Origin of the sequence: Myxococcus hansupus (assembly GCF_000280925.3) — a bacterium.
GTDB classification, from domain to species: domain Bacteria; phylum Myxococcota; class Myxococcia; order Myxococcales; family Myxococcaceae; genus Myxococcus; species Myxococcus hansupus.
Map to the genome: position 1 here is coordinate 2,329,367 of NZ_CP012109.1, position 22,750 is coordinate 2,352,116.

At 68.9% G+C, this 22,750-nt stretch carries 21 protein-coding genes; 10 read left to right on the forward strand and 11 right to left on the reverse strand.

Annotation, left to right across the window (positions count from 1 at the left end; genetic code table 11):
* Nucleotide 1 precedes the first annotated feature (1 nt).
* Together groL and groES are read right to left on the reverse strand one after the other, a co-directional pair.
* The gene (gene groL / locus A176_RS09585; RefSeq protein ID WP_002640435.1) at nt 2-1,651 is read right to left on the reverse strand and encodes a chaperonin GroEL; all 1,650 of its coding nucleotides are present in this window, start codon (nt 1,649-1,651) and stop codon (nt 2-4) included.
* Nucleotides 1,652-1,688: 37 nt separating this feature from the next.
* Entirely contained in the window at nt 1,689-1,979 is a 291-nt protein-coding gene (groES, locus tag A176_RS09590; protein ID WP_002640434.1) for a co-chaperone GroES, read from the reverse strand.
* 412 nt (nt 1,980-2,391) lie between these two features.
* Between groES and A176_RS09595 the strand changes: the two genes are divergently transcribed.
* Genes A176_RS09595 through A176_RS09605 form a run of 3 tightly spaced genes read left to right on the forward strand, consistent with a single transcriptional unit; the run spans nt 2,392 to nt 4,164 of the window.
* The gene (locus A176_RS09595; RefSeq protein ID WP_002640433.1) at nt 2,392-2,991 is read left to right on the forward strand and encodes a hypothetical protein; all 600 of its coding nucleotides are present in this window, start codon (nt 2,392-2,394) and stop codon (nt 2,989-2,991) included.
* A 15-nt stretch (nt 2,992-3,006) separates the two neighbouring features.
* Nucleotides 3,007-3,648, forward strand: a complete 642-nt coding sequence (locus A176_RS09600; protein WP_002640432.1) for a hypothetical protein — start codon at nt 3,007-3,009, stop codon at nt 3,646-3,648.
* Nucleotides 3,649-3,684: 36 nt separating this feature from the next.
* Entirely contained in the window at nt 3,685-4,164 is a 480-nt protein-coding gene (locus A176_RS09605) for an NUDIX hydrolase (protein ID WP_002640431.1), read from the forward strand.
* A gap of 24 nt (nt 4,165-4,188) precedes the next feature.
* On the opposite strand, the gene rpoZ is transcribed toward A176_RS09605, so the two are convergent.
* The 9 genes from rpoZ to A176_RS09650 all read right to left on the reverse strand — a co-directional run bounded on the left by rpoZ (nt 4,189) and on the right by A176_RS09650 (nt 12,902).
* Entirely contained in the window at nt 4,189-4,425 is a 237-nt protein-coding gene (gene rpoZ, locus A176_RS09610) for a DNA-directed RNA polymerase subunit omega (protein ID WP_002640430.1), read from the reverse strand.
* Nucleotides 4,426-4,541: 116 nt separating this feature from the next.
* The gene (locus A176_RS09615) at nt 4,542-4,904 is read right to left on the reverse strand and encodes a DoxX family protein (protein WP_002640429.1); all 363 of its coding nucleotides are present in this window, start codon (nt 4,902-4,904) and stop codon (nt 4,542-4,544) included.
* Entirely contained in the window at nt 4,901-6,538 is a 1,638-nt protein-coding gene (pgm, locus tag A176_RS09620; protein WP_002640428.1) for a phosphoglucomutase (alpha-D-glucose-1,6-bisphosphate-dependent), read from the reverse strand. Before pgm ends, A176_RS09615 begins: the two co-directional genes overlap by 4 nt.
* A gap of 96 nt (nt 6,539-6,634) precedes the next feature.
* Nucleotides 6,635-7,918, reverse strand: a complete 1,284-nt coding sequence (locus A176_RS09625; protein ID WP_002640427.1) for an AmpG family muropeptide MFS transporter — start codon at nt 7,916-7,918, stop codon at nt 6,635-6,637.
* An 87-nt stretch (nt 7,919-8,005) separates the two neighbouring features.
* A complete protein-coding gene (locus A176_RS09630) occupies nt 8,006-8,965 on the reverse strand; it encodes a hypothetical protein (protein ID WP_226994262.1) in 960 nt (319 codons plus the stop codon).
* An 11-nt stretch (nt 8,966-8,976) separates the two neighbouring features.
* The gene (locus tag A176_RS09635; RefSeq protein ID WP_002640425.1) at nt 8,977-10,578 is read right to left on the reverse strand and encodes a caspase family protein; all 1,602 of its coding nucleotides are present in this window, start codon (nt 10,576-10,578) and stop codon (nt 8,977-8,979) included.
* Nucleotides 10,575-11,360, reverse strand: a complete 786-nt coding sequence (locus A176_RS09640) for a zf-HC2 domain-containing protein (RefSeq protein ID WP_002640424.1) — start codon at nt 11,358-11,360, stop codon at nt 10,575-10,577. Before A176_RS09640 ends, A176_RS09635 begins: the two co-directional genes overlap by 4 nt.
* Nucleotides 11,357-11,899: an RNA polymerase sigma factor gene (locus A176_RS09645; protein WP_021781618.1), complete on the reverse strand. Its 543-nt coding sequence runs from the start codon at nt 11,897-11,899 to the stop codon at nt 11,357-11,359. Before A176_RS09645 ends, A176_RS09640 begins: the two co-directional genes overlap by 4 nt.
* A 22-nt stretch (nt 11,900-11,921) precedes the next feature.
* Nucleotides 11,922-12,902, reverse strand: a complete 981-nt coding sequence (locus A176_RS09650) for a hypothetical protein (protein WP_002640422.1) — start codon at nt 12,900-12,902, stop codon at nt 11,922-11,924.
* Nucleotides 12,903-13,109: 207 nt separating this feature from the next.
* On the opposite strand from A176_RS09650, the gene A176_RS09655 reads away from it, so the two are divergent.
* From A176_RS09655 to A176_RS39795, 7 genes are all read left to right on the forward strand, one after another.
* Nucleotides 13,110-13,967 carry a nucleotidyltransferase gene (locus A176_RS09655; RefSeq protein ID WP_044891068.1) on the forward strand — a complete coding sequence of 286 codons (858 nt, stop codon included), beginning with the start codon at nt 13,110-13,112 and terminating at the stop codon, nt 13,965-13,967.
* Complete coding sequence (locus A176_RS09660) at nt 13,951-14,655, forward strand: metallophosphoesterase family protein (RefSeq protein WP_002640420.1); 705 nt, start codon at nt 13,951-13,953, stop codon at nt 14,653-14,655. Before A176_RS09655 ends, A176_RS09660 begins: the two co-directional genes overlap by 17 nt.
* 232 nt (nt 14,656-14,887) lie before the next feature.
* The gene (locus tag A176_RS09665; protein WP_002640419.1) at nt 14,888-18,343 is read left to right on the forward strand and encodes a response regulator; all 3,456 of its coding nucleotides are present in this window, start codon (nt 14,888-14,890) and stop codon (nt 18,341-18,343) included.
* A gap of 16 nt (nt 18,344-18,359) precedes the next feature.
* Nucleotides 18,360-19,178: a CheR family methyltransferase gene (locus tag A176_RS09670; protein ID WP_002640418.1), complete on the forward strand. Its 819-nt coding sequence runs from the start codon at nt 18,360-18,362 to the stop codon at nt 19,176-19,178.
* A gap of 7 nt (nt 19,179-19,185) precedes the next feature.
* Nucleotides 19,186-19,782, forward strand: a complete 597-nt coding sequence (locus A176_RS09675) for a chemotaxis protein CheB (protein ID WP_226994263.1) — start codon at nt 19,186-19,188, stop codon at nt 19,780-19,782.
* A 12-nt stretch (nt 19,783-19,794) separates the two neighbouring features.
* Nucleotides 19,795-20,949 (forward strand): hybrid sensor histidine kinase/response regulator, encoded by a 1,155-nt coding sequence (locus A176_RS09680; RefSeq protein ID WP_044891069.1) that lies wholly within the window; start codon nt 19,795-19,797, stop codon nt 20,947-20,949.
* A gap of 78 nt (nt 20,950-21,027) precedes the next feature.
* The gene (locus tag A176_RS39795) at nt 21,028-22,314 is read left to right on the forward strand and encodes a phthiocerol/phthiodiolone dimycocerosyl transferase family protein (protein WP_002640415.1); all 1,287 of its coding nucleotides are present in this window, start codon (nt 21,028-21,030) and stop codon (nt 22,312-22,314) included.
* Nucleotides 22,315-22,750 lie beyond the last annotated feature (436 nt).

Sequence of the window (22,750 nt, forward strand, 5' to 3'; positions counted from 1 at the left end):
ACTACATGCCCATGCCGCCCATACCGCCCATGCCACCCATGCCGCCCATGCCACCGCCGGCGGGGGCGTCCTTCTCCTCCTTCGGACGCTCCGCCACCATGGCCTCGGTGGTGAGCATCATCGAGGACACGGACGCCGCGTTCTGCAGCGCGGTGCGGCTGACCTTGGCCGGGTCGATGACGCCGGCGGCCAGCAGGTCCTCATAGGCGCCCGTGGCGGCGTTGAAGCCGAACGGACCGGAGGACTCCTTGACCTTGTTCACGACCACGCTGCCCTCCAGGCCGCCGTTGCCGACGATCTGGCGGAGGGGCTCCTCGAGCGCGCGGCGGATGATGTCCACGCCGAACTTCTCGCCACCGGAGAGCTGCAGGCTCTCCAGCGCCTTGAGGCAGCGGATGTAGGCCACGCCGCCGCCAGGGACGACGCCCTCTTCCACGGCCGCGCGGGTCGCGTTGAGCGCGTCCTCGACGCGGGCCTTCTTCTCCTTCATCTCCGTCTCGGTCGCCGCGCCGACGTTGATGACGGCCACGCCGCCCACGAGCTTCGCCAGGCGCTCCTGGAGCTTCTCGCGGTCGTAGTCGCTGGAGGTCTCTTCAATCTGGGCGCGGATCTGCTTCACGCGCGCTTCGATCTCCTGCTGCGTGCCAGCACCGTCGACGATGGTGGTGTTGTCCTTGTCCACCGTCAGGCGCTTCGCCTTGCCCAGGTCCTGGAGGGTGATGGTGTCCAGCTTGATGCCCAGGTCCTCGGCGATCATCTTGCCGCCCGTCAGGGTGGCGATGTCCTCGAGCATGGCCTTGCGGCGGTCACCGAAGCCCGGCGCCTTCACCGCGCACACGTTCAGCACGCCGCGGATCTTGTTGACCACCAGGGTGGCCAGGGCCTCGCCCTCGATGTCCTCGGCGATGATGAGCAGCGGCTTACCGGCGCGAGCGACCTGCTCCAGGATGGGCAGGAGGTCCTTCATCGACGAGATCTTCTTCTCGTTGATGAGGATGAGCGCGTCGTTGAGCGCCGCTTCCATGCGCTCCGGGTCCGTCACGAAGTACGGGGACAGGTAGCCGCGGTCGAACTGCATGCCCTCGACCACGTCCAGCGTCGTCTCCAGGCCCTTGGCCTCTTCGACGGTGATGACGCCTTCCTTGCCCACCTTCTCCATCGCGTCCGCGATGATGGTGCCAATCGTCTCGTCGCCGTTGGCGGAGATGGTACCGACCTGGGCAATCTCCTTCTTGTCCTTGGTCGGCTTGGCCAGCTTCTTCAGCTCGGCGATGATGACCGCGACGGCCTTGTCGATGCCGCGCTTGATCTCCATCGGGTTGTGGCCCGCGGCGACCAGCTTCGCGCCCTCGCGGAAGATGGCCTGCGCCAGCACGGTGGCCGTGGTGGTGCCGTCACCCGCGACGTCAGACGTCTTGGAGGCAACCTCCTTGACCATCTGCGCGCCCATGTTCTCGAACTTGTTCTCGAGCTCGATCTCCTTGGCGACCGTCACACCGTCCTTGGTGATCGTGGGGGAGCCAAAGCTCTTCTCGATGACGACGTTGCGGCCCTTGGGGCCCAGGGTGACCTTGACCGCGTCGGCCAGGATGTTCACGCCGCGGAGGATGGCCTCACGCGCGCGCACGTCGAAAAGAATGTCCTTCGCCATTTGGGAAGTTCCTTAAGGAAGGGTGGGGGAAGCCGGATTACTTCTCGATGACGCCGAGCACATCCTCTTCACGGAGGATGAGGTGCTCCTCGCCGTCGAGCTTGATCTCGGTGCCCGCGTACTTGCTGAACAGGATGGTGTCGCCGGCCTTGATGTCCAGCGGGCGGACCTTGCCGTCCTCCTGCACCTTGCCGTTACCCACGGCGATGACCTTGCCCTCGAGGGGCTTCTCCTTCGCCGTGTCGGGGATGAAGAGGCCGCCCTTGGTCTTGTTCTCCTCGGCGACGCGCTTGACGATGAGCCGATCCTGCAGGGGACGAATCTTCATGGCCTGCTCCTTACATGTCGCTTCCGGCGCCGCTTGGATGGCGGCCGGACGCTGCTTGGGGGTTGAAAAAGGGCCTCGTGGCCCGTGGGGTTAGCACTCGAACCTCGTGAGTGCTAACGCCCAGGCGCGGCGGATAATAACCAGCGAAGTTGACCCGTCAAGCGACGCTGGCCGAGCTTGCCCGCACGTGCCAACTGCGCGGCATTGCTGGGCTTTTCGTCGGCGTTACCCGCGCCCCACGGTGGGCTCCGTCGGCGCGTCCAAAGGCCTCCGGTTGGCACTCCAGGTCCCCGAGTGCTAACGCAAGTGCCTGGAATCACTGGGGTCACCTTTTGCCCTGCTCCCGCTCGATTGCTACCCTTGCGGGGTCTCCTCCGGGCGACTTCCGCCCGGGGAATGACGGGAGGTGTCAATGAGTGGACTGGTGGCGTCCCTGTCTCTGAAGGAGTTCTTCAAGTCTCTTCTGGGCGAGGTCACGGGGCGGCAACGGGTGCAACTGGCGGAGGTGACGGAGTTCTACCTGGTGAACCTGCTGTCCGAGTTCGCCGTCACCGACAAGCTGTTCACCCGTGAGGAAGACGGCCGCAAGGACCACGAGCCGCTGGCCATCCTCTACCACCAGGCCCTGCAGCAGGAGCGCGCCGAGCGCATCCGCACCCTGCGCCGGCTGGGCGATGTCTCGCTGTACACCGCGGGCTTCTTCTCCGGCGCGCTGCAGGCCGGCGTGGTGGGGCCGGACTACTACATCCGGATGGGCGGCACGGCCTACGGCCACGTGGCGGAGCTGACGCCCGCGGCGGCCTTCGCGCAGGTGTACCGGGAGCTGTGCGAGAAGTTCCGCGAGGTGGTGGAGGTGCTGGAGGAAATCGCCGCCCGGGGCATGGTGCAGGCGGGCCCCAGCAGCGCGCTGAAGGTGTACGAGGCCTGGGTCCGCACCGGCAACGACCGGCTGGAGCGCGTCCTGCTGGACGCGGGGATGATGCCGCGTCCCAAGGGGCCGCTCGCCAACTAGCCGGAGGTGGTGGACATGATTGGCCGCGTTCAGGACCACCTGGAGGCCATCTACGGCTTCACGTGCGAGGCAAGGGCGGAAGTCTTCGTGGTGGACACGGAGGCCGCCGCCCGGCTCGGAGGCACCGGCCGCGCCGAGGAGGAGCTGCTGGTCCACGAGGCGGACGACGCGCTGGAGCTGGCCCTCTACCTGTCCCCCGCGCTGCTGGACAGGCTCAAGCCCTACGAGTCCGGTCCGCTGGGGTATGTGCTCGACAGCGACCTGGCCGGCTACTGCCAGCTCGCGGAGGGCGTGAGCCACTTCCTCTATGTGGCCCACACCGCCGCCCACGGCCGGACGGTGTCGCTGCTGGAGCTGGAGGCCCAGGCGGAGGTGGACAAGTTCGCGGTGTGCCTGCTGCACCGGTGGGGCGAGGGCGTGGGGGCCTGGGCGCGGGAGCTGCTCCAGCGCCTCTTCGACCGAATCTCCTACCGCAAGCAGCTTTCCGCGCAGGAGCGGTGGCGCTACGAGGAGGCGAACCGGCTCTCACGCCGCTTCTGCGCGCGGCTGATGGGGCATGTCGCGGCGCGGCGGTTGGACCGGCTCCTGTCGGATTTGCGGTACGCGTACCGGCTGGGGGCCGAGGCCAAACTGCGTCATTTCGCGCACGGCGGTTGAGCACCTTTCCGTCCGCATCGGGTAGGGTGGGCACGTATGCCACGCGAGGCGTCCGCAGGCGGTGTCGTCATCCGGGAGAGTGCCGGCCACTGGGAGGTGGCCGTCATCCGTCCCCATGGGCGACTCCTGTGGGCGCTGCCCAAGGGCCACGTGGACCCGGGCGAGACGCCGGAACAGACGGCCAGCCGCGAGGTGCGCGAGGAGACCGGCCTCACCGTGGCGCTGATGGCCCCGCTGGGCGAGATTCGCTACGTGTACCAGTTCCGCGGACAGCGCATCTTCAAGCGCGTCCACTTCTTCCTGTTCCGCTATCAGGAGGGGGACTTGGGGCCGCTGCCGGGGCCGCGCATCGAGGTGGACGAGGTGCGCTGGGTGCCGGTGGTCCAACTGGTGCCGATGCTGGGCTACAAGGGTGAAAAGGCCGTCGCCTCGCGCGCGATGCGCTGGCTGCGCTCCCAGGGCCTGATACCCGAAGCCCCTTCCCCGGCGAAGGAGGCCGGAAAGGAAGGGGCTTGAGGGAAACAGCGGTGAAGTGAAGGCCTACTTGGCCTCGTCGCCGGTGTACTTGCCGGACAGCGCCTCGCGCACGTCACGGTCGAACTTCACGCGGCCGGTGGCCACCTCGCGCAGGGACAGCACGGGGGGCTTGTTCTTGGACTGCTCGATGATGGGGCGGGCCCCCGCCATCAACTGCCGCGCGCGCTTGGCGCCGAGCAGCACCAGCGCGAACCGGTTGTCGACGAGGGGGAGGCAGTCTTCGACGGTAACGCGAGCCATGGAACGTCCTTCGGAATTCGGTGGAGCTACTGGAAGCCTGTGAACCTAAAGAGCACCCCCCGGCGAGTCAAGGAAGGACGCACGGGGGGGCCGCCGGGCGGACAGGCGCCCGGGCTTCAGGTGTATTGCCACGCCCAGAAGATGAGGACGCCCTGGAGCGGCAGCCGCAGCCAGAGCAGGGCCCGGGGAATCTTCCGGAACCGCTCCGGGTGCTGGACCATGTAGAGGTTGGCTGGGAAGACGGCGATGAACAGGGCGATGAGCCCCCAGGCGGCCAGCCGGCTCGTCTCGGGGATGATGAGCCCCACGCCCAGCAGCACCTCCGCCACCCCGCTCCAGAACACCAGCGGCCCGTGCCACGGCAGGTACGGCGGCATGATGCGCTCGTACATGCGCGGGGCGCGGAAGTGGTTCAGCCCCGCGCCCATCATCAGCGCCGCGAGCACGAGCTTGAGGATGAAGCGCAGGTCCCCACTCACGAGGCCGCGAACGCCGCGCCGACGATGGCGCGCGCCTCCTCGAGGATGGCCTGGAGGTGGTTCTCGTCGCGGAAGCTCTCCGCGTAGATTTTGTAGACGTCCTCGGTGCCGGACGGGCGCGCCGCGAACCAGCCGTTCGCCGCCACCACCTTGAGCCCACCGATGTCCGCGTCATTCCCGGGCGCGCGGGTGAGGCGCTGGAGGATGGGCTCACCGGCCAGCGTGGTGGCCTTCACCGCGTCGGGGGACAGCTTCTTCAGCGCGGCCTTCTGCGCCGAGGTCGCCGGCTGGTCGATGCGCGTGTAGTGCGGCGCGCCGAACTTCGCCGCCAGCGCCTGGTAGTGCTCGCCGGGGTCCTTGCCGGTGCGCGCGAGGATTTCCACCGCGAGCAGGTCCAGGATGATGCCGTCCTTGTCCGTGGTCCACACGGTGCCGTCCCGTCGGAGGAAGGACGCGCCCGCGCTCTCCTCGCCGCCGAAGCCCAGCGAGCCGTCCAGCAGCCCGTCCACGAACCACTTGAAGCCCACCGGCACCTCGACGACGCGGCGGCCCAGGTCCTTCGCCACGCGGTCGATGAGGCTGCTGCTCACCAGCGTCTTGCCCACCGCGGTGCCGGGCTTCCAGCCGGGCCGGTTACGGTACAGGTAGTCGATGGCGACCGCCAGGTAGTGGTTCGGATTCATCAGCCCCAGGCTGCGGGTGACGATGCCGTGCCGGTCCGAGTCCGCGTCGTTGCCGAAGGCGATGTCATACGCGTCCTTCAGCCTCACCAGGTTCGCCATGGCGTAGGGGGACGAGCAGTCCATCCGAATCTTCCCGTCGTGGTCCAACGGCATGAACCGGAACGTCGGGTCCACCGTGGGGTTCACCACGTGCAGGTCGAGCCCATAGCGCGTGGCGATGGGCTCCCAGTACGCGACGTTGGAGCCGCCGAGCGGGTCCGCGCCGATGCGCAGCTTCGCGCCGCGCAGGGCCTCCATGTCGATGACGCTCTCCAGGTCCTCCACGTACGGGGTGATGAAGTCGTACGGCTTCACCGTGGGCGCGGTGCGCGCGCGCTCGTAGGGGATGCGCTGCACGCCCGCGTTGCCCGCGCCCAGCAGCGCGTTGGCGCGCTTCTCGATGAGGGACGTGACATTCGTGTCGGCGGGGCCGCCGTTGGGCGGGTTGTACTTGATGCCGCCGTCCTCGGGCGGGTTGTGGGACGGGGTGATGACGATGCCGTCCGCGAGCCCCGCGGTGCGGCCCCGGTTGTGCGTGAGGATGGCGTGGGAGATGACGGGCGTGGGCGTGGCGCCGTCCGTGAAACGCACCTGCACGCCGTGCGCGGCGAGCACCTCCAGCGCCGTCTGCTGCGCGGGGGCGGAGAGGGCGTGGGTGTCCATGCCCAGGAAGAGCGGCCCATCGATGCCCTGCTGCTGGCGGTACTCGCAGAGGGCCTGCGTCACCGCGAGGATGTGGGCCTCGTTGAAGCTGGTGCGCGCCGAGGAGCCGCGGTGCCCGGAGGTGCCGAAGGCGACGCGCTGCTCGGGCACGCCCACGTCGGGCCTGCCGGAGAAGTACGCGGCGCGCAGCTTCTCGGGGTCGATGAGGAAGTCTTCCGGTGGGGGCTTGCCAGCGAGCGGGTGTGCCATGGCCGCACACCATAGCCACGCCGCGCGGCGGTTGGCTCACCGATTCTGGCGAGCGTGCACCGCGTTACACCAGAGGGCCGCGCCGGCCGCGGTGCCTCAGCGGGCGACCGCCACCGAGCTCGACTGGGGCGGCGCGGCGGGCTCGGGCTCCTCATCGGAGGGCGTGGCGGCGTCCTTCGGGAGGAAGGCGAGCAGAATCAGCGCCGGGCCCGCGAGCAGCACGGTGCCGGCGAAGAAGGTGGGCCAGCCGAGCCACTCGGCCAGGTAGCCGGAGCTGGCGGAGATGAGGCGGTTGGCCACCGTGCCCAGGGCGGACAGCAGCGCGTACTGCGTGGCGCTGAAGCTCTTGTGGCACAGCGACATCAGGTACGCGGCGAAGGCCGTCACCGCCAGTCCTCCGCAGAGGTTGTCCACGGTGATGGTGGCCGCCAGCATCAAGTCATTCTTCCCCACCAGCGCCAGCCCCATGAACATCAGGTTGGTGAGGGCCTGCGCCGCGCCGAAGATGAAGAGGCTGCGCCGGGTGCCCAGCTTCACCATCAGCACGCCGGCCAGCAGGCCGCCCGCGATGGTGGACACCATGCCCAGGCCCTTGCTGAGCGCGCCAATTTCCGTGTTGGAGAAGCCGAGCTCCTTGTAGAAGGGCGTCACCATGCCCGCGGCGATGGCGTCCCCCAGCTTGTAGAGGACAAGGAACAGCAGGACGGGCACGGCGCCCTTGCGCGTGAAGTACTCCGCGAAGGGCTTCACCACCGCGTCCGCGAGGTTGCGCGGGGGCTTGGTGCCTTGGGGCTCGGTGGCCAGCAGCGTGGCCACCACGCCCACGCCCATCAGCAGGCCCATGATGAAGTACGTCTGCGACCAGCCGACGACGTCCGACAGCGTCAGGGCCAGGGCGCCCGCGGTGAGCATGCCCAGGCGGTAGCCGGTGATGTAGGTGGAGTTGCCGAGTCCGCGCTCCTCCACGGTGAGGATGTCCGTGCGCCACGCGTCCGCGACGATGTCCTGGCTGGCGGACAGGAACGTCACCAGCACCGCCATGGCGGCCATGGCCACCGGCGCCTCGCGCGGATTCAAGAGGCCCATGGCGGCGATGGCGCCCATGAGCAGCACCTGCGTCACCAGCATCCAGCCCCGCCGCCGCCCCAGGAAGGGCAGGGTGTAGCGGTCCATCAGCGGCGCCCAGAGCACCTTGAAGGTGTAGGGCATGCTCACGAGGGCGAAGACGCCAATCGTCTTGAGATTGACGCCTTCGTCCTTCATCCACGCCGACAGCGTGACGCCCGTCAACCACAGGGGCAGGCCCGAGGCGAAACCAACGGCCACGAGCAGCCAGATGCGCGGGCTCTTGAGAACGGCGAGGAGGGAGGGCTTGGACATGGAGGGCGCGGGAAAACAGCGGCCAGCATAGAGAATCCACCCCGCGCGTCACCATTCATGCGCGGGAATGTCCGCTCGGCCGCTTTCCTAGCCGTCCAGCGCGGAGAAGTCCGGGCAGGTGGCGCGCTCGCCCTCGGTGGGGTTGAAGAAGTCCCAGCTTCGCGCCGTGAAGGTGACGCGGCCCTGGGCGTTCCAGCACTCGGTGTACCTCGCCCCCCGGATGTCGCCGCTCAGCACGTCCAGCACCGCCATGCCCCGGCCGTCCGGCGCCCAGCGCGTCGTCAGGCCCAAATCCTCCAGCAGGCCGCCCGGGACGAGGTCCTGCCCCGGCATGAGGAAGTGCATCTCGCCCAGACCGCCCTGGGCCTCCCGGTATGTGTAGCGCGACACGGGGAAGGCGCCGTCCTTGGGCGTGAAGGTCAGCTCCACGCGGGTGGGCAGGGCCTTCGTCTGGTAGTGGATGTCCAGGCGCCGCAGCACCGTCACGTCGGTGGCGGGGAGGCCTTCCCGCTCCGAGCGCTCCACGTCCAGGTGGAGGCTCCCCACGCCCTTGCGGATGCCCGCGTCCGCCTCGAAGGTGCCGCTCAGGAAGGCCCACCAGGCCGCATCGCCGCCGCCCGTCTTGCGGTACTCGAGCTGGTAGTCGAAGCGCATCACCTCGCGCGTCATGACGAAGCGCACGTCGAAGCCCGCGTGGTTCTGGGCGCGGAACGGCCCCCAGACGCGCCGGTCCGGCTCGCGTGTCGTGGGCGGGAGGCTCCGGATGTCCTCCAGCAGGGACAGCAGCGCGTCCACGCCCGCGTTGAAGGCGCGGCCCGTCTCCTCCGTGTCGCCCATCAGCTCGGACGTCTCGCCCAGGCGCACCACCAGTCCGGACGTGCGCGTCGCCAGCCCGCCGCCAGCGCGGCCCTGGCCCTTCTGGGGGAGCTTCGCGGCCAGGTCCTCGCGGCGTGGCAGCGCGTTGAGGAACTCCAAGTCATCGTTGGAGAAGTCGCCGCCGCACGCGGCCAGCGCGAGGCACAGACAGGCCACCGGAAGGTGTCGCATCACGTGCTCCTTCATGGCTGGTACGTCACCAGCGCGCCCAGCTCCCAGAAGCCCAGCGAGCGTTGCGCGTCGACGTTGTAGAGGAGGTAGTGCGCCCGGGCGCGCGCGGTGAGGTGCAGCCGGGAGAACGGATTCCAGCGCACCCCCGCCACCACGCCGGGGGAGAACATGGCGAAGGTCTGGTCCGGAAACGCCGCGTCCTCGAAGTCGCGGCGCATGTGGAGCCACGCCACCCGCGCGCCCAGGAACGGCGCCACCCGTCCCAGGGGCCACTCGGACGTCAGCGTCGTTCCCACGCTCGTCATCGCGTAGCGGTATGCCGGGCCGGTCAGCGACGGCAGCATCAGCACCGCGCGCCGGCTGCCCGTGGCCGCGTCCACGCCCCACACCCAGTCGCGGCGGAAGTAGTCGTGGAGTTGCGCCTCAGCGCCCACCATGCCCACCGACAGGAACAGCGCGTCGCGCGTGGGCGCATCGAAGTAGGACTGCACGCCGCCGGACAGTCCCACCGTCCACCATGCGCCGCCGTCGCCGCCGCGAAGGGCGCCTTTCACCGGGTCATCGGAGAAGGGCGCGTCCTGGAGGCGGGACTCCTGGAGCACCGCCTGCTGGCCCCGGCGCACCTCCACCTCGCCAATGCGCAGGCGGTCCGGCAGCCGGCGCTTCACGCGGTACGTTCCGGGCGCCAGGGCCACGCGGCGCTCCACGTCCGCCGCCTTGTCCAGCTCCGCAACCACAAGCCCGCCGCCGTCCACGAAGTAGTAGGTGCCCACCGGCGCCGCGCCTGGCACCACCAACCCACCGCCGCTGGCGCGGAGGTCCGTGAGCACCAGGTCGCCGTTGCCCGCGAGGTCGTAACTGAACGTCGGATGCTGCGGCCCCGCGGAGCTGGCGGCCGTGTCCGCGACGGTGCGTGCGTACGCATGGGAGTACGCCTCGAACAGCGTCACCCGCCCGTCGCCGCTGCGGTCCGCGTCCCCCAGCAGGCCGCTCGTCAGGTGGTGCGAGAAGTAGCTGCCCGCCAGCGCGTCGGACTCCTGGGAGTCCTCGTCCGCCGCGCTGGAGGTGAGGATGACCAGCCCGCGTGCGTCGCGTCCCGCGCCGGATTCGATGTCGAACGCGGGCGCGCGCCGAGCGCCCTTGGCGCGCGTCATCGCGCCCGAGCGGCAGGAGTCCAGGATGGCGATGCGGATGTCCGAGGGCGCGTCCGCCAGCCGGCGCTTGAGGTCGTCGAAGGCCAGCCGCGTGGCGCCTAGCCGCAGCGCGCCGTCCTTCGCGTGGCCGGAGTAGTAGACGAACAGCGCGGTGCGCTCGCCTCGCTCCCGGGCCGCGCGGGCGCGCTGCTCCAGCTCCGACAGCGCGGCGAGGAAGCCCCGCGCGTCCTCGTTCAACAGCAGCTTCGCGTCCGCGGGGGCCACGCCGCCCAGGCGCTGGAGGAGCGCGTGCATCTTCCTCGCGTCGTCCCTCGCGAAGCGCAGCGGGCGCGTGTCGGCGCCGCCCTCGTCGTTGCCGGCCACCAGCGCGAAGCGGTGCAGCACCTCCGCGTTCGCGGTGCTCGCCACCAGGATGAGCGCCATCGACAGGGCGCGCGCGAAGGCGGGCAGGGGACTCATGGCTTCAGCAGCACCCAGTGCGTCTGTTCGCCGGGGACCTCCAGCGGGGCCATGCGCACCACCTCGCCGTCGGCCTTCTCGAAGGCACGCCGGGCGGCCTCCGCCAGCGTTTCCATGGGCAGCGGCTCATCGCTGAGGACCAGGATGACTCGCTCGGCGCCGGAGCCGGTGAACTCCCAGCCGCTGGGCAGCCACTGTTGGTCGCTGCCGGGCCCCACCGGGGCGCTGGCGCCGCTCTCCGGGTGCAGCGGTGACACCTCGCCAATGGCGTCCACGGACAGGGCCGCCACGTAGCGGTGGGTCCCCGCCTTGTAGCCCAGCATCACCCGCTCACCGGGGTCCAGCGGTTCGGGGGTTCCGGGCGTCGCCTCTCGTTGCGGTCCCAGCCCGCCGCCGATGCGCAGCTCCGCCGCCGTGCCGCCCTTGAGCCGGTTGAGGCCCAGACCTTCCGTGGACGTGGCGTCCGGGGTCAGGAGCGGGCGCACCAGCACCACCACCAGGAGCGACGCGGCGATGGCCACCGTCGTAGCCACCCAGCGGCGCGGGGGCGGGCGCGCGGCGTCCTGGCGCCGCTGACGTTGCAGGGCGCGCTCCACGCCGGCTTCGAAGCGTTCGAAGGGCACCTCCGCTTCGAAGCGCGCCTGGGCGTCGTCGAGCCCGCGCAGGGCCTGGGCGCACGTCTCGCATCCGGCCGCATGGGCCTGGACGCGGGCGGCCTCGGCGGCGGCCAGCTCTCCGGCGCGCAGCCGGCGCAGGGTCCATTCCGATTCATGCGCGCTCATCGGACCGTCAGCTCCTCTCCGCCCAGCTCGGCGAAGCGCTCCAGCCGCTTGCGGATGGTGGGCACCGAGCGCCCCAGCAACGCGGCCACCTCTTCCAGTGTCATCCCATCCACGTGGTAGTGGACGGCGGCCGCCTGCGTCTCCGCGTCCACGCGCCCGAGCAGCCGCCGCACCAGGTCCCGCGTCTCCATGTCGTCCTGTCCGCCATGGCCTTCGGGGCGGGTGGCGGCGTCCCGCTCGAACCACTGGCGCCAGCCCGCGCGCTCACCGCGGAGCTGGTTGAGGCAGTGGTGGGTGGCGATCTTCATCAGCCACGTCAGCGGCGAGGCGTCGGCGCGGAAGTCCTCGGCGTGGGTGAGGGCGCGGGCGAACACGTCATGCATCGCATCCTCCGCCTTCGCCGGGTCCTTCAGCAGATAGCGGCAGCGTCCTAGCACGCTGCCGCCGTGTTTCGTATACAGCTCCCGCAGGAAGTCCCGCCGGTCCAGTCGTGGACCGCCGGGAACGACCTGCAGGGATGGCCCACGTGTTCCCGTCACGCGGCGCAGACTACCGCGCGTGTCACAGCGTGGAGTAGACAGCCGTGCTGAAGTTTCCGCAGGCGCTCACCGCGCCGTATCCCAGGGCCGGGTTGACGCTGACGATGAAGTAGGCGCTGAGGAAGTTGCTGTCCCAGCATTCGCTCAGAGTCGCCTCACCGAACAGGTCCCCGCCCGACACCTTGATGTCCGAGCGGCCAGCCCCCGTGGCCTCCCAGCGGCTCTTGATGGACAGATTCTCCAGCGCCGAGCGCAGCGGGTCGGTGTCGATGTTCTTGCGGATGACGAAGTCCAGCTCCCCACCCGCGTTTGCCTCCTGGTGGAAGCGGTAGTCAGCGTCCACGCGCGAGCCCGGCCGCTCCTCGTCACGCACCTGCCGGAACTCCGCCTCCACCGACGCCTCCGCGGACGCGTTGGCGCGCGCGTAGCGAATCTCCGCCGTGCCCACGTCGTCACCACTCACGCCGGGCAGCGTCTGGGCCTTGTCCCAGTCGATGAGCAGCTCGCCTGCGCCGAAGCCGCGCACGCGCTCGCCGTTGGCGTCCACCGAGGCGGTGTGAGTGCCGGAGAGGAAGGCCACGAAGGCGCTGTCCGCCTCGTTCTTGCCCTTGCCCTCCAGGACCCAGGTGTAGCTGTTCGCTTCGGTGCGGGTGACGGTCAGCTTCCACGTCACGGCGTCGAGCGCGCCGGTGTGTGGGCCCCACACCGCGACATCCCCTTCGATGGACGTGGGCACGTGCCGGACGATGTCCTCGATGAGGTTGAGCACGCTCGCGGCGCCGCCGTTGAAGGTGGCCGCCGCCGCCACCGTGGCGCGGTAGTACTCCGCCTGCTCTCCCTCTCCGTAGAAGGCCGTCAGGGCCTGGCCGTTGTTCCTGGAGGGCGAGCGCATCTCCACCGACTGCTTCGAGGGCAGTCCGTCCCGGAAGCCGTCCTCCTCGCTATTGGTGGCGTCACAACCCGTCAGCAGTACGGCGGCACACAACAGGCTCTTGCGCAGCATGGTCCACGTTTCCTTCGAACGGCCCCCGGCGGGCCGTGCAGCAGCGTGTCTGCCTTCATGGACACAGCACGGCCGGAAAACAGAAAAGGCGCCCGCCGGGTGCGCGAAACGCCCTGAATCCCGATGCTTGTAGGTTGGCTGCCCGCTCCCCAGGCATCTATTCCCCGCAGGCAGACGGCCGAAATTCGCAGTCCCTACCTTTCGGCCATGGAAAAGAGACACCCCAACCATCCCGGCGAGATGGGTACGGACGCGAAGCTGGCCGAGCGTGAGCGAGCCCCGGACGAAATCAACGCCCGGGCCAGGGCCGTCGGGCTGTTGCTCGACGCAGGGGTGCCCTTCGTGGTGGGCGGTGCCTATGCCTATGCCACGTACACCGGCATCTACCGCGACACGAAGGACCTGGACCTCTTCCCACGCAAGGCGGACGCGCTGCGGGCGCTGCAAGTCCTGGAGCAGGACGGCTGGCGCACCGAGCGCGCGGACGAGGTCTGGCTCTACAAGGCCTTCAAGGGCGACTACTTCGTCGACTTCATCTTCTCCTCCGGCAACGGCGTGGCGGTGGTGGACGACGAATGGTTCGAGCACGCCCCCAGCGCCACCATCTTCGGCCACGAATGTCTGGTGGCCCCCGCCGAGGAGATGATCTGGTCCAAGGCCTTCGTGAATGAGCGCGAGCGGTATGACGGCGCGGACGTCAACCACCTGCTGCTCAAGGCGGGCCCCGACATGGACTGGGAGCGGCTGCTGCGCCGCTTCGACCGGTATTGGGAAGTGTTGCTCAGCCACCTGATGATGTTCCGCTTCGCCTACCCGTCCGAGCGGGACCTCGTCCCAGAGTGGGTGATGGCGGAGCTGATGAGCCGCACGCTGCACACCCTCCGAGAGGGTCGCTGGGAGGAGAAGCTGTGCCGCGGCAACCTGATTTCACGGGTGAACTATCACGTGGACATCCACCACTGGGGCTTTGGTGACGGGCGCTCCTGGGACGAGAACGAACGACAGCAGGGGGATGAGCGTGGCGCGAGATCCGGGCTCGAAAATTCGGTTGGCGGCGGTCGGTGACCTGCACTGCCGTGAGGACCACCACGGCCGCTTCCGGCAACTGGTGAAGCAGGTGAACGCCTCGGCGGACCTGCTCGTGTTGTGTGGTGACCTCACCGACAGGGGCATGATTGAGGAGGGGAAGGTGCTCGCGGAGGAGCTCTCCGCCCTCCGGGTGCCGTGCGCCGCGGTGCTGGGCAACCACGACTACGAGCACAACCAGGTGAAGGACATCTGCGGCGAGCTGGCCAAGGTGGGCGTCCATGTGTTGGACGGCGACCACTTCATCTTCGAGAAGACGTTGGGCGTCGCCGGCGTGAAGGGCTTTGGCGGGGGCTTTGGCAACGCCACGCTCCAGGCCTTCGGCGAGGGTCAGACGAAGGGCTTCGTGCAGGAGGCCGTCACCGAGTCGCTCAAGCTGGAGGCCGCGCTGAGCCACCTCGACGTGGAGCGGAAGGTGGTCATCATGCACTACGCCCCCATTCCGGAGACGTTGGAGGGAGAGAACATCGAGATTCGTCCCTTCCTCGGCACCAGCCGCCTGTCCATGCCCATTGACCACTACGGCGCGGAGGCGGTGTTCCACGGCCACGCCCACCACGGCGCTCGCAACGGGACCACGAAGAGCGGCATCCCCGTCTACAACGTGGCCATGCCCCTGTTGGCGAAGCACACCCCGGACCAGCGCTTCGTCCTGCTGGAGGTGTAGCGGCCCCGTGGGGTGACGGAGTGTCGCACGGCCGACATTGTGCGACATGTCCGAAGAGGGGGCGCCTGGAGACCCAGGAGGCCTGTGGTACGCGACAGGCTGTTGCGTCGACCCCCCGCTACTGGACGCGTCTCAACATGACAGGTGTTCCTCAGTGCCTCGTGGGCGGCTCGGTCGGCCGCTCGTGCCGTCGCGGAAGTGTGCGTGCCCACCGGGGCGAGCAGGAGGCGCGATGAACGCCGTGGCCCCTCGCGTCAATCGCTTCGGCCCCCCGTTGCCACCGACGACGCTCGGCGGCTTCGTGCTGGCCGCCCTCGCGGTGATGCTCATCGCCGTCCTCTCCTACCAGTCGCTGGAGACGCGGACGGACACCGCGGAGCTGGTCCGCCACACCATGGAGGTGGACGAGCGCCTCAAGACGCTCATGTCCACGTTGAAGGATGCGGAGACCAGCCAGCGCGGCTTCCTGCTGACGAGTCAGGACGGCTACCTGGAGCCCTACATCAACGCCAACCGGCTGCTGCCCGTGCAGCTCGAGCGCCTCAAGGAGCTGCTGGCCGACAACGACCTCCAGAGCCGGCGGCTGGTGACGTTGAACGCGCTCCTCGCGGAGAAACTCGCGGAGATGCGCAAGAGCATCGAGCTGAAGCAGTCAGGGCAGCCGGACGCCGCGCTGGCCCTGGTGCGCACCGATGAAGGCATCGCGCTGATGAACCGCATCCGCGTCCTCGTGGAGCAGATGGAGAACGAGGAACGGCGGCTCTTGGAAGCGCGCAACGGCGACTTCCAGCGCGCGGCCACCACGTCGCTGAGCGTCACCTGGTTGGGCTCCGCGCTGTTGCTCGTGCTCATCGCCGTGGCGGCCTACATGACGTCGCGGGAGTTCCGGGCTCGCTCCATCCAGTCGTGGGTTCAGCACGGGCAGGCCCGGCTCAGCGCGGCCATGCAGGGCGAGCAGCGGTTGGAGCAGCTCGGGGAGAATGTCCTGCGCCTGCTGGCGGAGTACCTGGACGCCCAGGTGGGCGCCATCTACCTCGCGGACGACACCCAGCGCTTCCGGCGCTTTGGCGGCTTCGCATTGCCCGCGTCCTTCTCGTCGTCTGGCGATGAGCTCCGGCAGGGCGAGGGGCTCGTGGGCCAGGCCATCAAGGAGCGCCGCGTCTTCCACCTCCGGGACGTGCCGGAGGGCTACCTGCCCGTCAACTCCAGCCTGGGGCAGGGGACGCCGCGGCACCTGTTGGTGGTGCCCGCGTCCGTGGACGGCAAGGTGAACGCGGTGCTGGAGCTGGGCTTCCTCCACCCCGTCCACCCCTCGGACCTGGCGCTGCTCGAACGGGTGGCCGAGTCGGTGGGTATCGCCGTGCGGACGTCCCATGACCGCACCCGGCTGGAGGAGCTGCTGCAAGAGACGCAGCGGCAGGCCGAGGAACTCCAGGCGCAGCAGGAGGAGCTGCGGGTCTCCAACGAGGAGATCGAGGAGCAGAGCCGCGTCCTCAAGGAGTCCCAGGCGCGGCTGGAGGAGCAGCAGGCGGAGCTGGAGCAGACCAACTCCCAACTGGAGGAGCAGACCCAGCTCTTGGAGAACCAGAAGGACGTGCTCACCCGCGCCCAACTGGACCTGACGGAGAAGGCCACGGAGCTGGAGCGGACCAGCCGCTACAAGTCCGAGTTCCTGGCCAACATGAGCCACGAGCTGCGCACGCCACTCAACAGCTCGCTCATCCTCGCCAAGCTGCTGGCCGACAACAAGGACGGCAACCTCACCGAGGAGCAGGTGCGCTTCGCGCAGACCATCTCCTCGGCGGGCAATGATCTGCTCTCGCTCATCAACGACATCCTGGACCTGTCGCGCATCGAGGCCGGGAAGGTGGACCTCCTCCCCGAGCACGTGGGTCTGCCGCGCTTCGTGGAGAACCTCACCCGCACCTTCCAGGTGCTGGCGCAGGAGAAGGGCATTGGCTTCACCGCCCAGGTGGACCCGGGCGTGCCCGCCACCCTGGAGACGGACCCTCAGCGGCTGGGCCAGGTGTTGAAGAACCTGCTCTCCAACGCCCTCAAGTTCACCGAGAAGGGCGCGGTGTCCCTGCGCGTCTCGCTCGTGGACCCGGGGCACCTGGCGTTCGCCGTCACCGACACGGGCATTGGCATTCCTGCCCACCTCCAGGCCCTCATCTTCGAGGCCTTCCGGCAGGCGGACGGCAGCACCCACCGGAAGTACGGAGGTTCGGGGCTGGGGCTGTCCATCTCCCGCGACCTGGCGCGGCTCCTGGGCGGTGATGTCTCGGTGCAGAGCACGCCGGGCAAGGGCAGCACCTTCACGGTGACGGTTCCCGTGTCCCTCTCCGCTCCCGCGCCGGTGGGCCGTGAGCCGTCCCTCCCCGAGGTACCGGTCCGTCCTCCCCTGGCGCTGACGCAGGCCGTTGCGCCCGAGCCGGGTGCGGCCCTGCCCCTGGCTTCTGACTACGTCGAGGACGACCGGGAGCGGCTCGGCACGGACTCGCGTGTCATCCTCATCGTCGAGGACGACCGTCGCTTCGCGCTCATCCTGCGGGATTTGGCGCGGGAGCTGGGCTTCCTGACCCTCGTCACCGACAACGGCGGCGCCGCCTACCGCGCCGCGGTGGAGTACCAGCCGAGCGCCGTCCTGCTGGACATGAACCTGCCGGACCACTCGGGGCTGGCGGTGTTGGATCAGCTCAAGCGCAACGCGAAGACGCGGCACATTCCCGTCCACGTCATCTCCGTGGCGGACCATTCGCGTGAGGCGCTGGAATTGGGGGCCGTGGGCTATGCCCTCAAGCCGGTACAGCGCGAGCAGCTCATGGAGGCGGTGCGCAAGCTGGAGACGAAGCTGTCGCCCGGGGGGCGCCGGGTGCTCGTGGTGGAGGACGACGCCCGCCAGCGCGAGAGCATCCAGCACCTGCTGGAGAGCGAGGACGTGGGCATCGTCGGGGTGGCCACGGCAGGGGCCGCGCTGGAGCAGCTTCGCCAGAGCACCTTCGACTGCATGGTGATGGACCTCAACCTGCCGGACCTCAGCGGCTACGAGCTGCTCGAGCAGATGGCCGCCCTGGAGAACGTCTCCTTCCCGCCCGTCATCGTCTACACGGGCCGCTCGCTGACGCGGGATGAGGAGCAGCGGCTGCGGCGCTTCTCCAAGTCCATCATCATCAAGGGCGCGCGGTCTCCCGAGCGCCTCCTGGACGAAGTCACGCTCTTCCTCCACCAAGTGGAGGCGCGGATGCCGCCCGAGCGCCAGCGCATGCTGCAGGTGGCGCGCGACCGGGAAGCGGCGCTGGAGGGCCGGCGCATCCTGGTGGTGGAGGACGATGTGCGGAACATCTTCGCGCTCTCCAGCGTGTTGGAGCCGCGGGGCGCGAAGGTGGAGATTGCCCGCAACGGAAAGGAGGCACTGGAGCGCTTGACGCGCAGCCTCGCCCAGCCGTCGCTGACGGTGGACCTGGTGCTGATGGACATCATGATGCCGGAGATGGACGGGCTGACAGCCATGCGTGAAATCCGCAAGCGTGGCGAGTGGCAGAAGCTGCCCATCATCGCCCTGACGGCGAAGGCCATGCGGGACGACCAGGAGAAGTGCCTGGCCGCGGGCGCCAACGACTACATCGCCAAGCCCCTGGACGTGGAGAAGCTGCTGTCGCTCATCCGCGTCTGGATGCCCAAGGCCTAGGGACACACGGCGCCGCATGGCAACCAAGGACCTGGACATCGAGCTGAAGCTGCTGCTCGACGCCATCTACCTGAAGTACCACTACGACTTTCGTGGCTACGCCATGGCGTCGCTCAAGCGCCGCATGACGCTGGCCGCGGACCACTTTGGTTGCCGCACGCTGTCCCAGCTCCAGGACCGCATCCTCCACGAGCCGCCCCTGTTCCCCGAGCTGCTCAACTACCTCACCGTGCAGGTGAGCGAGATGTTCCGGGACCCGACCTACTTCCGCTCACTGCGTGAGAGCGTCATCCCCCTGCTGCGCACGTATCCTTCGCTCAAGGTCTGGGTCGCGGGGTGCAGCACGGGCGAGGAGGTCTACTCCCTGGCCATCCTGCTGCGAGAGGAGGGGCTGCTGGAGCGCACCCTCATCTACGCGACGGACATCAACACCCAGGCGCTCCAGAAGGCGGAGGCGGGGGTCTACGCGGTGGACCGGATTGCCGCCTTCACCCAGAACCACAGCCAGTCGGGTGGCCATGCCTCGCTGTCGGACTACTACACGGCGGCCTACGGCAACGTGGTGTTCGACCGCGCGTTGAAGAAGCACATCGTCTTCTCGGACCACAGCCTCGCCACCGACAGCGTCTTCGCCGAGGTGCAGTTGCTGTCCTGCCGCAACGTCCTCATCTACTTCAATCGCGAGCTGCAGGAGCGGGCCCTCGGGCTCTTCAAGGACTCGCTCTGCCGCAGGGGATTCCTGGGCCTGGGGGCCCGTGAGTCCCTGCGTTTCTCCCAACATGCCCCGGCGTTCTCCTCCCTCGTCTGGGAGGACCGCATCTTCCAGAAAGGGTAGGGCGTTCGTGGACTTTGAAAGCCCCACGGGCATCCAAGCTGCCGCCCTCGCGGGCCGCATCGACGCGGTGGTGGTGGGTGCGTCCGCCGGTGGCGTGGAGGCGCTGGGCACGTTGTTGCCCGCGCTCCCCCGAGGGTTTCGTCCCGCGGTGCTCGTCGTCCTCCACCAGCCCCGCGAGCGACGCAGCCTGCTGGTCGACATCTTCTCGAGCCGGTGCGCGCTGCCTGTCCAGGAGGCGCAGGACAAGGAGCCCGCCCAGCCGGGCACCATCTACTTCGCGCCCCCGGACTACCACCTGCTGGTGGATGACGGCCCCTCCCTGGCCTTGTCGGCGGATGAGCCCGTGCTCTTCTCCCGGCCGTCCATCGACGTGCTCTTCGAGTCGGCCGCGGACACCTATGGCCACCGGCTGGCGGGGCTCATCCTCACGGGCGCGAACTCGGATGGCGCGCGGGGCCTGGCGGCGGTCCGCGAGGCAGGCGGGGTGACGCTGGTGCAGCGCCCGGACACCGCGATGGTGGCGACCATGCCCACGGCCGCGCTGGCGCGAGGGCGGCCGACTTCGTGCTCTCGCTCGAACAGATGGCCCAGCTCCTGCGGATGATGGGAGGCGGGCATGAAGGTTGACGTTTTCGGGAAGGAATCTGCTTCCATGACGCCACGGGTGAAATGCCTCCTTGTCGATGACCTCGAGGAAAACCTCATCGCGCTGGGGGCCTTGCTCCGCCGCGAGGACGTGGAGGTGCTCCAGGCCCGCTCGGGCGCTCAGGCCCTCGAGCTGTTGCTCGAACACGAGGACGTCGCGCTCGCGTTCCTCGACGTGCAGATGCCGGAGATGGACGGCTTCGAGCTGGCGGAGCTGATGCGCGGCTCGGAGCGCACGCGCCACATCCCCATCATCTTCGTCACCGCCGGCGCCCACGACCAACGGCGGCGCTTCAAGGGCTATGACGCCGGCGCGGTGGACTTCCTCTACAAGCCGCTGGAGCCACATGTCCTCCGGAACAAGGCGGAGGTCTTCTTCCAGCTCTATCGGCAGAAGCAGCAACTGGCGCAGCAGCTCGAGGAGCTGACGGAGACGCTGCGCCTCAACGAGATGTTCACCGCCGTGCTGGGGCACGACCTGCGCAATCCGCTGAGCGCCATCCTCACCGCGGCGGACCTGCTCTACCGCCGCACCGAGGACCCCGCCGTGCGCAAGAGCGCCATCCGCATGCTGACGAGCGGCAAGCGGATGGGGCGGATGATCGAGGACGTCCTCGACCTGGCCCGAGCCCGGCTCGCGGGCGGCATTCCCCTGCGCCGCAGTGAGACGGACTTCTCCCAGCTCGTCCACCGCATGGTGCAGGAGCACCAGACGGCGTTCCCCCAGCACTCCATCGAGGTCCGGCAAGACGGGGACCTGGTGGGGGACTGGGACGCGGACCGGCTGGCGCAGGTGGCGTCGAACCTGATTGGCAATGCGCTCCAGCACGGCGACGCCAGCGAGCCTGTCCAACTGCGCCTCGACGGCAGCAAGACGGACGCCGTCTCCTTCTCCGTGTCCAACGTGGGCGTGATTCCCACCGAACTCCAGCCCTACCTCTTCGACCCGTTCCGGCGAGGCTCCCAGCAGCGCGGCCGCACCGGGGGGTTGGGCTTGGGCCTCTACATCGTCCAGCAGATCATCCATGCGCACCACGGCAGCGTGGATGTGGACTCGGGCGCCAGCCGGCATACGACGTTCCGCGTCGTGCTCCCGCGCCGAGGAACGGAGGTCGTCAAGCTCTGAGTCCCGTCAGGTCCTTGTCCTTCGTCAACGCCTGTGACGGGATGCCACGCAAAGACGACGTGGACAGGAGATGCATGCGTGCGAGTGGCCCGGCCCCTGAGCCCCAACGAGGCGGAGTTTGAGTTCTACAACAGCCACCTGAGCGGCGCGCTGCAGATGCAGTTGTGCCTCCGGGTGGAGGGGCCGCTCGACTTTGGCATCCTCGAACGCGCGTTGCGGCTGCTCCAGCAGGAGCACACGTTGCTCCAGGCGCGGATCGCCGGGCCTGAAGGTGCGCCTCACTACGAGGTCGACCCGGACCTGCGCATCCCCGCCCAGCAGATTCCCCGTGAGCAAGCCGAGCAATGGCGGGCCGTGATGTCGGACGCGCTGAACGCCTCGCTGGACACGTCACGGGGATTGCTTCGCGTCAGCTACATCCCCGCGGGCCAGGGTGCGGCGTGGCACGACGTGGTCATCAAGTCACACCACGGCATCATGGACGCCGCCGTGATGATGCGCGTGTACGGGCGTTTGTTGGAGCTATGTGGAGCGCTGGCCGAGGGACGCGAGCCGGCACTGTCGCCCGCGCGTCCGGTCTCTCCGCCCACGACGGAGCTGTTGCCCCTGAGCGGGTGGGCGTTGCGCGCGAAGGTGGCCCGGTTCATGGCTCACATGGGGTGGACGATGCTCACGCGGAGGCCCCAGCCGATGCCGCTGAAGGACTTCGTGCCCGTGAGCGAGCAGCAGTCGAGCTTCCTCGACATCCAGTTGCCGTCCGAGCTGCTGTCGAGCCTGGTCGCGCGTGCGCGGCAAGAGCGCACCACGGTGACGGGGGCCCTTGCTGCGGCGATGCTGCTCACCATCCGGAAGGAGCTGGGCGGGGTGGGGCGGATGAATCTCGGCTGGCTTTCGCCCATGAGTTACCGCAACGCGCTGCCTGCGGACTTCGCGGACCCGTCGAACCTGGCCTTCGCTTTCGGCACGGGAATGTTCGTCAACGCCGTCGAAGCCCGGGACGGTGGCTTTTGGGAGTTGGCCCGCGCAACGAAGGCGAACTTCGAAGCCGCCCGCGAGTCCGAGCTGCACTACACCACCCCGCATCTGGCGAAGCTGCGCATGTCCTTCTTCCGGAAGGAGCAGGCCCCGCCGATGTCGCTGTCCTTCTCGAACATGGGCACCTTTCAGGTCCCCGCATCGCTGGGGCCGCTGTCGCTCCAGGAGATTCAGTTCACGCCGTCCATCCGGGGCTACGGCCCCTTGTGGGTCGTGCACGCGTACACCTTCCGAGACGCGCTCAACATCCACCTGGGCTTCACCGAGCCCCTGCTGCGCCCCGAAGCCGCGCGCCAATGGTTGGACTCGGTGGTGGCGCTCTTGAAATAAGCCCTGGTCTGAGTCGGATACGCGCGCCCGGCTGGCCCCTTCCCGCGAAGGGGCCGTGGCCGCTCCTGGGTGAGGCGCGGCCGTCTCGTGCGTTCGAGGGGCTCCATCCGGCGTCGTGCCCCCGTGCCCCTTGGGCCCGGTCGGGCTGTCCGGCGTCAGGGCTCGCCAGAGCGACTGGGCTGCGTCGAGGACATCCGTGTCGGTGACCTCCTCGCCCTCGGTCACACGGCGGGCCAGTTCCAGAACGAGACCCCACGCCAGGCACTCGTGCGTCCGAAGGCGGCCCTTCATCAGCGCGCCCTCGCGCTCGCCATGGACGAGCAGTTGCCGCACCACCGCCCGGATAGGGCCCGTCGGATTCTCAGGGTCGGTGCTCTCCGGATGCCAGTGCAGGAAGGCGAAGCTGAAGAGCGCGGGGTGCTGGATGGCCCACCAC